Source organism: Shewanella sp. DNRA4 (assembly GCF_012843185.1).
In the GTDB taxonomy this organism is placed as follows: domain Bacteria; phylum Pseudomonadota; class Gammaproteobacteria; order Enterobacterales; family Shewanellaceae; genus Shewanella; species Shewanella xiamenensis.
In genome coordinates this window covers 242,761-255,469 of the sequence record NZ_JABAIP010000003.1, presented here as the reverse complement: position 1 = coordinate 255,469, position 12,709 = coordinate 242,761, and the positions used below count along the sequence as shown (strand labels likewise).

Here is a 12,709-nt window from a genome sequence, read left to right as displayed (position 1 = left end):
CTCTGATGTTTTTGAATTCAAGGCTATTCTAATCCATAGCACAGCAGATTGGCAGGTTAGGATCTCGGAAAAGCCACATCTTCGGCAAAGATCCTGAGAACGGAATAAATTTTAACAATTGGCTGAAGTTTAACTAACAGAATTATGCCACTAGGCTCACTTATCCGCGCAAGCTGGCATAGAGCTTGGGATATTGACTGCGGTGACGATTAAAGAGGAATTGACGTAGGGCTTCTCGCTCTTCGGCTTCGGCCTGAAATCTGACAATCGCCAGTCCCTCTTCATGGCGGATAGGCTCGATTTTAACCCGCATGGTTTCACCATCGGGCAACTGTAATTGCAGTTCTTGGCTATCGACCAACTGTTCAAACTGTTGTGACGATTTAGCACGAATCGCCATGCCAGAACTCGATAAAGACACCACAGACCATTGTTCGCCCTGATCTTGGTCGAAGATCCACACATCTTCAGGCTGAGTCAAACGCCAACTCCGCTCAGCCCCTTTCGCGTCTAACACTTCAGGCACCCCAAGAGTTGGCTGTAATTGGCCAAAATCATCGAGGCGCATCTCAAGGGGAAACCAGAGTTTATAGGAGCCGACTTCAGCCAATAGGGTCAGCTTGGCCTTACCCAATAGCGAGGCGAGCGCCTGTGGCACCTCGGTTTTGACCGTTAATACATGGTTAACCAAAGGCTCAGGATGAGCGTCCTCAGTGCTATGGGTTATGCGATTGGGGGAAAATAGCTCTCTAAAACAAGCTAATTCCTCTAAGGTTAAATGCGGCTCATCAACCATACGACAACCTACTCAGATGAATCACTTGTACAAAAAATTACCACTAAAGCGTGATTCTGTATATTTTTTCAGCGATTAATTTGCAAAAAAAGAAAAGTAGGCTAGCAAGGTTAAGATCTGACTCCAATTACCCATTTGAACTATTTGAAGATGGATGATTCCTGAATTTAAGCAACTCACTTATCTTTTTGCTGACTGGCAGGAGGGGCGAATAACAGCTTAAGCCGCTCTGAAAAGCTCAGCCCCTTAGTCGTGACATCACTAAACATATCGCGCCATTCGCTAAAGGTCACTTTGATTGGATTAAAACTGTTGACGGGTTTAGTGATGCCATAAATCACGGTTTCCTCTTCGGGCACAAAGGTACCGAAGAGTTTGTCCCAAATAATTAAAATGCCAGCATAATTTTTATCGATATATTGCGGATTACGCCCATGGTGCACCCTGTGATGGGAAGGTGTATTAAACAGCCATTCTAATGGGCCGAGCTTTCTTACTGCTTGAGTATGCACAAAAAACTGTAATCCCAAATTCAGCAGCACCACAAATACCACCCAATTAGGATCAAAACCCAAGATCACCAGCGGTAACCAAAACACCCACATTCCCGCAAAGGGATACATCAAGCTTTGCCGAAACGCTGTGCTAAAATTCATATTCTCCGAACTGTGGTGCACCACATGGGCCGCCCACATCCAACGTATCCTGTGACTCGCCCGATGGAACCAGTAATAGCAAAAATCTTGGGCAATCATCAGCAGCACAAAGCTGAATGGCCCCATTTGAATATCGAATAATTTCCAACCAAATACCGCAAGATACAATTTAGCGATCAGCAAACCCGCCAAAATATCCATTCCTTGGTGCATGGCGGCAAGGCTAAAATTACACAACACTTCCTTTGGATAGTAACGGGCGCTAACGGGCTGTTTTTGTCTTCTGTCACCGAAATACCATTCCAGCAAAATGCAGACAAAAAACAGTGGAGCCAATACCAGTAACAGCACTTCGGGATGATTAATTAACGCAGCGATATCCATATACCTTTATCCTATTGTTATTATTGTATTAAAGCGTAAATCTGCCCATAGTCTACCAGCGAGCGTAATGATCCTCGGTTAATCCCAATAGATTGTTGAGTTGGAATTTCCGCCCCTGATTGTCAATGATAAAACCGCTAAAAAGCCCCAGATATTGACGGAAGTTACTCTTCAGCAAGATAAAATTGCGTTTCTCACTGCGGCAATTTCTCGCGGTAAACTCTAAATCGACGCGGCCATCGTGACTATGAATACGCCAGAGATCTGTTCCCTGCTGGCCATGACGGTCAAATTCAAATTGTACTGGTCCGAGTAAATGCCGCTCACCATTGATCCAAAACACATTTTCATTAGCACCAGTTTCATTCACGCCCGCAGCAAGATTTAATCCAACCACTCCGTCGTCAATTTGCGCACTCAGCGATGCCCAACGCCAACTGGTATCTCGGCGCATAAAGCCCGCGGAAAAATCATAGCCTGCGAGGGCGAAATTCAATGGCTGCGGTTCATGGTCTATGGTGAGTTGTCCTTTGACCGATAAACCATTGTGTTTTTGGGTATAGGTCCAGCCGTTGTATCCCGTGGGGCTACACATGGCCATAGGTAAACTTAAAGGCAATGCATGTAAGGTTAAATCGGCTTGAATGCTTTTAGTATCAATGACTAAATGCCAACTCCCCTCTTGGATTTTAAAGGTTATGCGCTTACCTTTGCCGCCAATGGTTGCCGTGCCATTGGCTGGAGAAGGCGTCATCCGGTAGCCAAACCCAAGGGGTTTTAGCCAGTCCTGCTGAGTTAACCTATTGTTTTTAATATCGTATAAATAACAAAATCCACTGCCAAGGTAGGCGATATCCGCGAGCGCAACACCAATAATATAACGGGGCGTAACGATAGAAATAAATTGGAACTGCTTATAGTCAAACCGTTTCGCCCAAGCCGATGCGGGCTTATCCATAGTATCGAAATAGGCAAAATCCGCTAAACCTAAGCGACTGACTATACCGTCGAAATGACCAAAATGTGGCTGACCTTTGGCATTGATCAAACTGTCGGGGGCGATTTGGGTGATAATCCTAGACATAACTTCGCCTTTGCTTTTGCACTCGAGGGAGCATTTATGCTCTCTTATTTAATGTTGAATTTTTACTCTAACCTGTCATTCATTGCATTAAAAGAGTGCAAGCTCAAATTGTTGTGATTTTGTTGCCGAGAGGAGTTCGGTTTAGTTTCCCCAAAAAGCCATTAAAAAAGCGCCCAAAGGCGCTTAGTTGAGACAAACCCACTTAATCAAATATTGACGAATCCAGTGGAACACCTTAGCCGTTAAAAACGATAGCTGATACCAAAGTTTACCCCTTGTAACTCTAGCTCTTTCATCGGCACATATTGGTATTCGAGATTTAGCCCAAAGCCAGAGCGAAAACGATATTGCCAACCGATAGCGCCGTAAAAGCCCACATCGTCCGAATCCATCTCCTGCTTTTCAAACTCATAACTCACTTTAGTGTAGGCTGCACCAAGTTTGGCATACAGACTATTACCACGAGACAGAGCATACTCACCGTAAGCAGTGGCTCTCACGCCTTGGTAATCTAAGTCTTTTATATCACTGATCGCACTAACAAGCGCACTCGCCACGCCACCAGAGCCCGCAAAATAACCCACTTCAAATCCAAAATGCTCGTTGAGCATATAGCGGTAATACAAGTCGCCAGTAAATGTATCACCCGCATCATATTTACCGCTTTTAGTTTCAAACTCTTGGGTACCATAGCCTAAGCTGCCGCCTAACACATGGGGTGAATCGGTGGCATTGGCATTACCAGCAAAACCAGCACATAAAGCGAGAAATAACACGCAAACATTTATTTTTAAGTACTTCATATTGTTAATATTCCATTATTATAAGGTAGTCATATCATAGCCCCCAACCCTGTACAAAAACTGAACACCTATGCATTGTGGCAACAGAGATGATTTCTGGTATGCTGTAACCACTTTTTACTAGCATGAGATTCCACATGAAACGGTTATTATTGACGCTGACTTTTCCTTTACTTTTTGTAGGCTGCGCGAGCCAAAATCCGACTCATATGGCATTTAGTCCACAGGTTCCAGATATTAGCCAACAGACTTCAAGACCGCTGCAAATCTCACTAGACACAATCGACACTCGTAACGCCGAATACGTTGCGCGTTTTATGGAAGAAGGCACCAAAACCCGTTTAGTCGGCCCAAGCGAGCCCCCTAAATTATTGCTCGACGAAGTATTTCGTAACGGTTTCACTCAAGCGGGATACCAAATCGATCCCAGTGCAACCAACTCTGTTCAAATTCAATTAGAAGAATTACAGATGGATGTCACCAAAAAGACCTTTGGCTACGAAGCCAAACACAGCGTCCGTATCGCAGTCCAAGCACGTAATTCTAATCAAGAATTGGTCAAACGCTATAAAGCCAAGGGGGTCTTAAAAGGCCCATTAACTCCTGACTTTGCCACCTTAGAAATGGATATGAATAAGCTCCTCGGTCAACTCACAGGGGAGATTCTAAATGACCCAGAGTTAAACCAGTTTCTACAACAATAATTGCGCAAGTTTATAATGATTAAGGAAAGAATGATGTTTCGTTGGATATCCGCACTTTTAGTTCTCTGTGCAAGTTATAGCAGCTGGGCGGCAATCGACATTCAACCCGATAGCTTGTATCCACAGGTCGAGTTTGATACGAGTTTAGGTAAGATTGTCGTCGAACTCGATAGAACTCGCGCGCCGATTACGGTTGATAACTTCCTCACCTATGTGGTCAAAGGCGAGTACAACAACACGATTTTCCATCGCGTGATCAGTGACTTTGTGGTGCAAGGCGGTGGGCTGAATCCACAATTAGAAGAGTTGCCAGCGGGCAAGCCGATAGTCAACGAGTCGGGTAATGGTTTATCAAATAGCATGGGCACCATCGCCATGGCGCGCGATAATGAGCCCCATTCTGCCACCCGTCAGTTTTATTTTAATGTTGCGGACAATACAAAGCTTGACCCATCAAAACGTCGTTGGGGATATGCGGTATTTGGTGAAGTGATCGAAGGAAAGCAAGTCCTCGAAGCCATGGCTGTGGTAGAGACCACTACTAATGCCAAACTGAATTGGCCCGATGTGCCAGTAACACCTATCATATTGAAAACAGCTAAATTACTCCCCAAAAAATAATCGAAAAAAATTTGAGCAAAAGCCCTAATCCTGCATCTATACTGTACAAGCAGAAAGAAAGGAGGCAAGGGTGACGATTGAAGAATTTATCGATAATAAAGCGCCCCAACTTGCAGTATATGGGAAAGCGTTTTTGAGTGATGAACTCGATTTCTGCGAGATCCAGCTCTATTTATGGGACACACTTGAAGAATGGCAACAACTCATTCCAACAAGTGAAGCGCAAACAGAAATGGAAACCGTGTTTTGGCACTTGCTCCATAGCTTTAGTAAGTGGCCAGACTGGATGATCCGCGGCAATCAGTACCTGTGTCAGCAGTTGCATGCGTGCTGTGACTTCCTCTGTTTGGGAGGCCAAATGCCCTCGGGTTGTATCGGTATCCGACCTTGAACAATCCCTTCTTAAAAGACTCAGCTTGCTGAGTCTTTTTTATTTTCAGCCCTTTCGGACAGAAACCCAGCGAGCATAAAAAGGATACGCATTAATCCTTGAATCCCACCGCATCTTCCCCGTAAGCTAGGTGGACTCGACTCCTCGGCAAAAATTTATGTTCGTAACCGGTTTTATTCAACGTACACTCGATGCGCTCAGCGTCTATTATCACAAGCGGGTTTTAATCCTATTATTGTTAGGTTTTTCCGCAGGTCTACCGTACATGTTAGTTTTTTCAACGTTATCCTTTTGGTTGCGTGAAGCCGGCGTTGATCGCACAGCTATCGGTTATTTCAGCTGGATTACATTAGCCTATGGCCTTAAATGGGCTTGGTCGCCCTTGGTGGACAGATTATCTCTGCCCATACTGACGCGCTTTTTAGGCCGGCGGAGAAGTTGGATGCTGTTCGCCCAGCTGTTGCTAGTCGGCGCCATTTTGGGGATGTCCTTTAGTGATCCGCTCAAGGATCTCGAACGCTTGGCACTATTTGCATTAATGATTGCCTTTGCGTCTGCCACCCAAGATATTGTGATTGATGCCTTTCGGATTGAATCTGCCCCAGAAAAAATGCAAGCCGCCTTAGCCGCCGCCTATCAAGTAGGTTACCGCGGCGCCATGATAGTCGCCACCGCAGGCGCGCTGACCATCGCAGCTTGGGTTGAGCCAGGTAATACCGAATATAACTTAATCGCTTGGCAAACTTCCTATTTAGTCATGGCTGGACTGATGTTTATTGGGGTTTTGACTACGCTTTTTAGCCGTGAGCCCAAAGTCGATACCCGCACCGCCGATGCCACTGAATTAGCCTTAAAACAACGCTTAAGCGCCACTTACCCAAGAATCATCGCCGCAGGCATGTCATGGGTATACACAGCCTGTATTTTACCCTTTATCGACTTTTTCAAACGCTATGGCTACAGTGCTATCCTCATCCTATTGCTGATTTCTTGCTACCGGATCTCGGATATTGTGATGGGTATTATGGCAAACGTGTTTTATGTGGATATGGGATTCACTAAGGAAGAAGTTGCCTATTTAAGTAAAATCTATGGCCTGATCATGACCTTAGTCGGCGCAGCCTTTGGCGGAGTCCTGTTAGCCCGCTTTGGTACCATGAAGATATTATTTCTTGGTGCGCTGTTGGTTGCTGTCACTAATTTGCTCTTTGCTTGGCAGGCGTTAATTGGCTATAACGTGCCATTTTTAACCTTTGCCATTTCCGTAGACAACTTTAGCGCAGGAATCGCTACTGTTGCCTTTATGGCCTATCTATCGAGTCTCACGAGTAATGGCTACAGTGCGACGCAATATGCCTTACTGTCTTCGATTATGGTACTGTTCCCTAAGTTTATTGCGGGTTTCTCGGGCGCCTATGTCGATGCCTATGGTTATGTGAACTTCTTTGTCGCAGCCAGCGTGATAGGCTTTCCTGTGTTGTTACTTATTCATTTAGTGAATAAATACGCCCCCCACGTCAGTAACAAACCAGACCAAGAATAATCAGATATAAAAAAGCCCCAAACCATAAAGGTTTGGGGCTTACTGTATTTTCCACGCTTAAGTTAGCTTAACGCGAACTCAAGCCAATTTTCATGATTAATCGCGGAAGTTATTGAACTGGAAAGGCTGACCAAGATCTGCTTGACGCACTAACGCCATCACAGCTTGTAAATCATCACGGGCTTTGCCCGTCACACGCACCGTGTCGCCTTGGATCTGCGATTGCACTTTAATTTTACTATCTTTGACCATCTTAACGATTTTCTTGGCGATATCCGTCTCGATGCCCTGCTTAAAGCGTACTTTCAGGGAGAAAGTCTTGCCACTGTGAACTGACTTTTCGTCGACATCCATAGTCGAAGGCTCAACATTACGCTTGCTCAATTGAGTACGTAAAATATCCACTAACTGTTTGCACTGGAAATCGTCTTCTGCGGTGAGTGTCACCACATGATCTTTGTAATCGATGCTGGCATCTTTACCACGAAAATCAAATCGGCCGCTGAGTTCACGGCGAGAGTTTTCGACCGCGTTACGTAACTCAACCTCGTCAACTTCAGACACAATATCAAATGAAGGCATAGTTGCCGCCCCTTAGGTGATTGTAAATGCCCATAGTTTACCGACTCCCTCCCCCAAGTTGAAGGTTAACTTTGTCCCAGCAAGATAAAACTCGGCTTAGGGATGACTTTGGCGACACATTTTCCTATTATGGCGTCACACTAAGATTATCAAATTGTATTTGTGATAACTAAACACACCCTATTCAAACTGGCTTTAGCCGTAGCCTTTGTCGTGATCAGTTATCTGGTGTTCTCCAGACCAACCTATTCGCAAAGCATCCCCCATATCGATAAAGTAGGCCATCTTGGAAGCTTTTTCTGCCTCTCGTATCTGACCTATCTCGCCTTTCGTCCGAAGTGGTATTGGCTCTCACTGGTACTTGCAACTTACGCGATGTTAATTGAGATTGTGCAATCCCGCCTACCCTATCGCAGCGCTTCAATAGGTGATGTGTTAGCTGATTTTGCGGGTATTGCCTTGTTTTATTTTTGTCTTTGGGCCTATCGAAAATATGTTAGTGCCGCACAACTCAAGGAAGAATAATGTTAGGCCAAGATGTGCCATTAGCTATAGAGTCTCAAGCCACTAATATCGCGATTTTAGGCGCAGGTGCTGTAGGGCAATTGATTTGCCATCAATTGTCTTCGGCGGGATTAGCGGTAGGCTTAATTGCACGGGACTCCTCGGTATCAAACCTTGAAGCAACTGATTGGCAAGACTTGGTATTTAGCCCTTTGTCCCCAAGCGATGCCGTTACTGACTCTGTGTCCTATCGAGTCCCGCTGCTTAGCGCCGACAAAGCCCACTTACAGCAAGTACAACTGTTGATTGTGTGCGTAAAAGCTTATCAAGTCATTGATGCAATAGGTCCTTTACTCAACAAGTTATCGCCACAATGTCATATCCTATTATTACATAATGGTATGGGGCCACACCTCGCGCTCGCACCAATGTTAAATGGCCGCGGCCTAAGCTTAGGCACGACCTCGCAGGGCATATTACGTCAGTCATGTTGGCAAGTTAAGCAAACCGGCCAAGGCTTAACCCAGTTGGGTCACTTTACCGGCCCGGCGTTACCACAAACGCTGCGAGATAACCTATTACATGCCATCCCAAACAGTGAGTGGGTTGAGGCGATTATCCCCTGTCTTTGGCAAAAACTGGCCGTAAACGCCGCAATCAATCCTCTTACGGCGCTGCATCAATGCCCCAACGGCGCTTTGGCTCAAGCTGAGTTTAGTGACACCATTGCTAGTATCCTAGATGAATTAGTCGACGTTGCCGCACATGATGGAATTGAGCTCGACAGGCACTTCTTAGAGGAGCGCGTCTATCGAGTGATTGAACTCACTGCCGCAAACTTCTCATCGATGCACCAAGATGTTGCAAACCACAGACTCACCGAGATAGACCAAATTAATGGCTATATTTGTGACCGCGCCAACGCGCACAGTTTAAGTGCAGCAACTAATGCCAAGATGGTCAGCGCTATTAAACAGCTTTCGGCAATAACGTTACCACGATAATCATATATTCAATTGATTTTAAATAGATTTAATATAAGCCTGCCGTAGAAAATCATTCTCGATAATACTTAACAGTGTTTAAATGCACCCTAATTGGCTTTTTTACATTTAACGCACCAAGGGCGCGCACCAAGTCAGGGCGCGCTCATCTATTTTTGCACTATTTTGCAGCAAAAATAAGATTTATTTGGGTGCACCACATTATTAACATAATGATAATAAAACGTTTATTGTTGTGGCCTAATTCCTGCTATATCCAACGAACTGATGCCTGATGTTCGTTGGAGAATAAAGTTGAAACTCATCACCGCAATTATTAAACCTTTCAAAATTGATGATGTACGTGAAGCGCTCACTCAACTGGGCGTCCACGGCATGACAGTGACTGAAGTGAGGGGTTTTGGCCGGCAAAAGGGGCACACAGAGCTCTATCGCGGCGCCGAATATGCTGTCGACTTTCTTCCCAAAATGAAGCTTGAAATCGCGATCCACTCAGAGCTTGAAGAAGCTGTAATCGAAGCCATCATCCAAGCCGCTCGCACAGGCAAAGTCGGTGACGGTAAAATTTTTGTCACTCCGCTCGAGCAAGTGATCCGCGTTCGCACCTCTGAAGAAGGGAGCGATGCCATATGATCAATCCAAAATCTAAGTGCAGTTATCAAGCGTTACTTATCCTCATCGCGAGTAGCTTTACCGCTCCAGTATTCGCCGATGAGGCGCAGTTGAGCGGTGCCAACACCGCATGGATTTTAAGTTCATCAGCCTTAGTATTACTGATGACGCTCCCAGGACTGGCATTATTTTACGGTGGACTGGTGCGTAGCAAAAACGTGCTCTCCATTTTAATGCAGTGTTTTTCGATTGCTGCTATTGCCTCAATACTCTGGTTTGTCGTGGGTTACTCCATCGCCTTCGATACAGGCAATGGTTTTATCGGTGGGCTAAATAAAGCATTTTTAGCCAGCATTGGTCGTGAGAGTATGAGCGGTGACATTCCCGAACCTTTGTTTATGCTATTCCAAATGACCTTTGCCATTATCACGCCAGCGCTGATTATCGGCGGCTTTGCTGAGCGAATGAAATTTTCTGCGGTACTCATATTCTCAAGCACTTGGCTGCTGTTAGTCTATGCACCTATCACCCACTGGGTATGGGGTGGCGGCTGGTTAGCTGAGCTTGGGCTCTATGACTTTGCCGGCGGCACAGTCGTACACATTACCGCAGGGGTAGCGGCACTGGTTGCGGCAAAAGTACTTGGCCCACGCAGGGGATTTTTAAACTCAGCGATTATGCCCCACAACTTGACCATGACTGTCACAGGTGCGGGCATGCTGTGGGTGGGCTGGTTTGGCTTTAATGGCGGCAGCGCCTTAGGCGCCAATGGTACAGCGGCAATGGCAATACTCGCGACCCATTTGGCGGCGTCGATGGGTGCCATCACTTGGGCTGGGATTGAATGGTATAAATTTGGTAAAGCCAGCGCACTTGGTATCGTTACAGGTATGGTGGCGGGTTTGGGAACAATCACGCCTGCATCGGGTTATGTTGGCCCAGCAGGAGCCTTAGTGATTGGTTTTCTTGGCGGGGTGGTCTGTTTCTTTTCAACGGTTTACATTAAACAAAAATTGAAGATTGACGACTCTCTCGATGTATTTCCTGTCCATGGTGTAGGCGGCATCCTCGGTACGTTGCTCGCTGGCGTTTTTAGTTCGACTCAACTTGGGATCTTCAGCGGCTATGGTTTTGCCACTGTTAACGACACTATGCTTGACCAACTCGGCGTCCAAATGATTGGTATCGCGGCGACCTTTAGTTATACCGCAGTAGTGACTTGGCTCTTGTTTATCGTTATTAGCAAACTCCTTGGAGGACTGCGTGTCAGCAGTGAGCAAGAAGTGAATGGGCTCGATCTTTCTGAACATGAAGAAACGGGTTACAGCCTGTAAGCACATCAACCTCTACGCAAAACCTATAACCGTCAGGATACCTATCCTGACGGTTGTTGTTAGTTGCGTTTCTTCAGCCAAAGGGCAAGCTCATCTAATTTCATCGGTTTAGCGAATAAATATCCTTGCAGAAAATGCACATCACGACTGATTAAATAATCCGCCTGTTCCTGTGTTTCTACCCCTTCTGCTACAGCGACATAATTCATTTTATGGCAGAGTTCGATAATAGTATCGAGCACATGGGAAGTGACCGAATCTTGGCCTATGGTATCGATAAAGCACTTATCTATTTTAAGGTAGTCCAAGGTAAAGGTTTGCAGCAGCGATAAGGTTGTCTGTCCGGTGCCAAAATCATCAATAGCGACTAAAATGCCAAGCTCACGCAATGCTGTAATTCGCTCGCACATATCCGCCGTTAATAGCTGCCGCTCGGTAATCTCAATCAAAGGTTGAACACCAATTTGAGAAAAAGCATCCTTTAAATAGCGAAATTTAGCTTCAATATCACTTTGAATAAAATGCTCAGGTGCTACGTTAAAGCCAATTCGAAACCCTGGCTGCACGGAAAACAAACTAAAATCGGCTAAAGCGCGTTCAAAAATATAATTAGTTAGCGGCACGATCAGTTGGCTCTGCTCCGCGATGGGAATAAATAGATCTGGCCGCACCAAGCCCATTTGCGGATGTAGCCACCGTACTAATGCCTCAACCCCTTTAGCCTTACCGTCTTCAGTACAAATAATAGGTTGGTATACAAGGAAAAATTCTTTATTTTCGATCCCGCTTCTAATATCGTCGGCCAGTGAATAGCGGTTTTTTTTACGCCAAAGATGTAAACCGACTAACCAAGTAAATGCCAAAAAAACGGGGAGCGATAGCCCAAAAGATATCCAGAAAAAGTACCAAAAAAACGCTTGCGAGACCTCAAGTAGGATCACCAATTCCGAATTATCAGCCTTTACGGCAACAACTTTCCCATCACCAAACTGTGGCACAGTCGGTAATGTCGCGCCCTTCAACCCCAATACCACATTCAGCACAGGACGAGGAAACACCTCTGGCTGAATAAAGCTGTCGATAAAATATTGCCCTTCAATAATCACAACCGCTCCACTCGTTTGGTTGACCTGCGTAGCAATAACAATGATGGCAGGGACACCTAAACGCGCAGGCGTTTCAGGAACAATAAAATAAGTAGGCTCTTTTAGGGTCGGTTCAGGTAAGAGTGTGTTCAGTGGAAAATCAATTTCACCATTTGTGGATGAACAATAAAAACCATAAGCATTAAAAAGCAGTACACCACGATAATAGGGCTTAAACTTCATATACTCATTCAGGTCACTACAATCACCTTGACTAAGAGTGTTGGCATACTGACCAATTGACTCAGACTGGCTTAATAAATCCTCAAGCCGTTTGAGATTAAACTCACCAACTTCATGCACCTTTTTCTCAACCAAATAACTCGTCACCATAAAACTGGATGCGATAGCCAAGACAACAGGAACAGACAACATAATGAATAAATGCTTGCCTGAAAGATCGTACTGAGAGATGAATAAGCGTAAAAGTGACGACAGGCTGTTAATACGATTCTGCATCCGGAATCCTTATCTTGTTGCCATTATAGCGATTTATCTTGGTTAAACATTGCGTTGCATATGATAAATATAAAACAGCTCAAATAC

The 12,709-nt window shown here is 45.2% G+C and carries 14 protein-coding genes; 8 read left to right on the top strand and 6 right to left on the bottom strand.

Going from position 1 to position 12,709, the window contains the following annotated elements:
* Positions 1-160 precede the first annotated feature (160 nt).
* From HG547_RS04795 to HG547_RS04780, 4 genes are all read right to left on the bottom strand, one after another.
* Positions 161-796 carry a hypothetical protein gene (locus HG547_RS04795; RefSeq protein ID WP_088586728.1) on the bottom strand — a complete coding sequence of 212 codons (636 nt, stop codon included), beginning with the start codon at positions 794-796 and terminating at the stop codon, positions 161-163.
* A 176-nt stretch (positions 797-972) separates the two neighbouring features.
* On the bottom strand, positions 973-1,836 hold the full coding sequence (locus HG547_RS04790) for a sterol desaturase family protein (RefSeq protein WP_169547155.1): 864 nt from the start codon (positions 1,834-1,836) through the stop codon (positions 973-975).
* A gap of 52 nt (positions 1,837-1,888) precedes the next feature.
* Complete coding sequence (locus HG547_RS04785) at positions 1,889-2,920, bottom strand: DUF2804 domain-containing protein (RefSeq protein WP_169547154.1); 1,032 nt, start codon at positions 2,918-2,920, stop codon at positions 1,889-1,891.
* Positions 2,921-3,162: 242 nt separating this feature from the next.
* Complete coding sequence (locus tag HG547_RS04780; RefSeq protein ID WP_169547153.1) at positions 3,163-3,723, bottom strand: porin family protein; 561 nt, start codon at positions 3,721-3,723, stop codon at positions 3,163-3,165.
* A 137-nt stretch (positions 3,724-3,860) separates the two neighbouring features.
* On the opposite strand from HG547_RS04780, the gene HG547_RS04775 reads away from it, so the two are divergent.
* The 4 genes from HG547_RS04775 to HG547_RS04760 all read left to right on the top strand — a co-directional run bounded on the left by HG547_RS04775 (position 3,861) and on the right by HG547_RS04760 (position 6,982).
* Positions 3,861-4,427 (top strand): YajG family lipoprotein, encoded by a 567-nt coding sequence (locus tag HG547_RS04775; protein WP_037421857.1) that lies wholly within the window; start codon positions 3,861-3,863, stop codon positions 4,425-4,427.
* 33 nt (positions 4,428-4,460) lie between these two features.
* The gene (locus HG547_RS04770) at positions 4,461-5,048 is read left to right on the top strand and encodes a peptidylprolyl isomerase (protein WP_011073582.1); all 588 of its coding nucleotides are present in this window, start codon (positions 4,461-4,463) and stop codon (positions 5,046-5,048) included.
* A 70-nt stretch (positions 5,049-5,118) separates the two neighbouring features.
* Positions 5,119-5,439, top strand: coding sequence for a hypothetical protein (locus HG547_RS04765; RefSeq protein ID WP_037421860.1), 321 nt, complete (start codon positions 5,119-5,121; stop codon positions 5,437-5,439).
* A gap of 157 nt (positions 5,440-5,596) precedes the next feature.
* Positions 5,597-6,982, top strand: coding sequence for an MFS transporter (locus HG547_RS04760; RefSeq protein ID WP_169547152.1), 1,386 nt, complete (start codon positions 5,597-5,599; stop codon positions 6,980-6,982).
* Between the two features lie 96 nt (positions 6,983-7,078).
* On the opposite strand, the gene HG547_RS04755 is transcribed toward HG547_RS04760, so the two are convergent.
* On the bottom strand, positions 7,079-7,564 hold the full coding sequence (locus HG547_RS04755) for a YajQ family cyclic di-GMP-binding protein (RefSeq protein WP_011073585.1): 486 nt from the start codon (positions 7,562-7,564) through the stop codon (positions 7,079-7,081).
* Between the two features lie 162 nt (positions 7,565-7,726).
* Between HG547_RS04755 and HG547_RS04750 the strand changes: the two genes are divergently transcribed.
* From HG547_RS04750 to HG547_RS04735, 4 genes are all read left to right on the top strand, one after another.
* Positions 7,727-8,089 (top strand): VanZ family protein, encoded by a 363-nt coding sequence (locus HG547_RS04750; protein WP_037422291.1) that lies wholly within the window; start codon positions 7,727-7,729, stop codon positions 8,087-8,089.
* Complete coding sequence (locus HG547_RS04745; RefSeq protein ID WP_169547151.1) at positions 8,089-9,072, top strand: 2-dehydropantoate 2-reductase; 984 nt, start codon at positions 8,089-8,091, stop codon at positions 9,070-9,072. The genes HG547_RS04750 and HG547_RS04745 overlap by 1 nt, the downstream gene beginning before the upstream one ends.
* A 294-nt stretch (positions 9,073-9,366) precedes the next feature.
* Positions 9,367-9,705 carry a P-II family nitrogen regulator gene (locus HG547_RS04740; protein ID WP_037422289.1) on the top strand — a complete coding sequence of 113 codons (339 nt, stop codon included), beginning with the start codon at positions 9,367-9,369 and terminating at the stop codon, positions 9,703-9,705.
* Positions 9,702-11,018: an ammonium transporter gene (locus HG547_RS04735; RefSeq protein WP_169547150.1), complete on the top strand. Its 1,317-nt coding sequence runs from the start codon at positions 9,702-9,704 to the stop codon at positions 11,016-11,018. The genes HG547_RS04740 and HG547_RS04735 overlap by 4 nt, the downstream gene beginning before the upstream one ends.
* 59 nt (positions 11,019-11,077) lie before the next feature.
* On the opposite strand, the gene HG547_RS04730 is transcribed toward HG547_RS04735, so the two are convergent.
* On the bottom strand, positions 11,078-12,622 hold the full coding sequence (locus tag HG547_RS04730) for an EAL domain-containing protein (protein ID WP_169547149.1): 1,545 nt from the start codon (positions 12,620-12,622) through the stop codon (positions 11,078-11,080).
* Positions 12,623-12,709: the final 87 nt, after the last annotated feature.

What these genes read in the sequence shown, in the direction of transcription:
- HG547_RS04795 (WP_088586728.1), bottom strand. Translation starts at nt 796, where the DNA reads ATGGTTGATGAGCCGCATTTAACCTTAGAGGAATTAGCTTGTTTTAGA.
- HG547_RS04790 (WP_169547155.1), bottom strand. Translation starts at nt 1,836, where the DNA reads ATGGATATCGCTGCGTTAATTAATCATCCCGAAGTGCTGTTACTGGTA.
- HG547_RS04785 (WP_169547154.1), bottom strand. Translation starts at nt 2,920, where the DNA reads ATGTCTAGGATTATCACCCAAATCGCCCCCGACAGTTTGATCAATGCC.
- HG547_RS04780 (WP_169547153.1), bottom strand. Translation starts at nt 3,723, where the DNA reads ATGAAGTACTTAAAAATAAATGTTTGCGTGTTATTTCTCGCTTTATGT.
- HG547_RS04775 (WP_037421857.1), top strand. Translation starts at nt 3,861, where the DNA reads ATGAAACGGTTATTATTGACGCTGACTTTTCCTTTACTTTTTGTAGGC.
- HG547_RS04770 (WP_011073582.1), top strand. Translation starts at nt 4,461, where the DNA reads ATGTTTCGTTGGATATCCGCACTTTTAGTTCTCTGTGCAAGTTATAGC.
- HG547_RS04760 (WP_169547152.1), top strand. Translation starts at nt 5,597, where the DNA reads ATGTTCGTAACCGGTTTTATTCAACGTACACTCGATGCGCTCAGCGTC.
- HG547_RS04755 (WP_011073585.1), bottom strand. Translation starts at nt 7,564, where the DNA reads ATGCCTTCATTTGATATTGTGTCTGAAGTTGACGAGGTTGAGTTACGT.
- HG547_RS04745 (WP_169547151.1), top strand. Translation starts at nt 8,089, where the DNA reads ATGTTAGGCCAAGATGTGCCATTAGCTATAGAGTCTCAAGCCACTAAT.
- HG547_RS04735 (WP_169547150.1), top strand. Translation starts at nt 9,702, where the DNA reads ATGATCAATCCAAAATCTAAGTGCAGTTATCAAGCGTTACTTATCCTC.
- HG547_RS04730 (WP_169547149.1), bottom strand. Translation starts at nt 12,622, where the DNA reads ATGCAGAATCGTATTAACAGCCTGTCGTCACTTTTACGCTTATTCATC.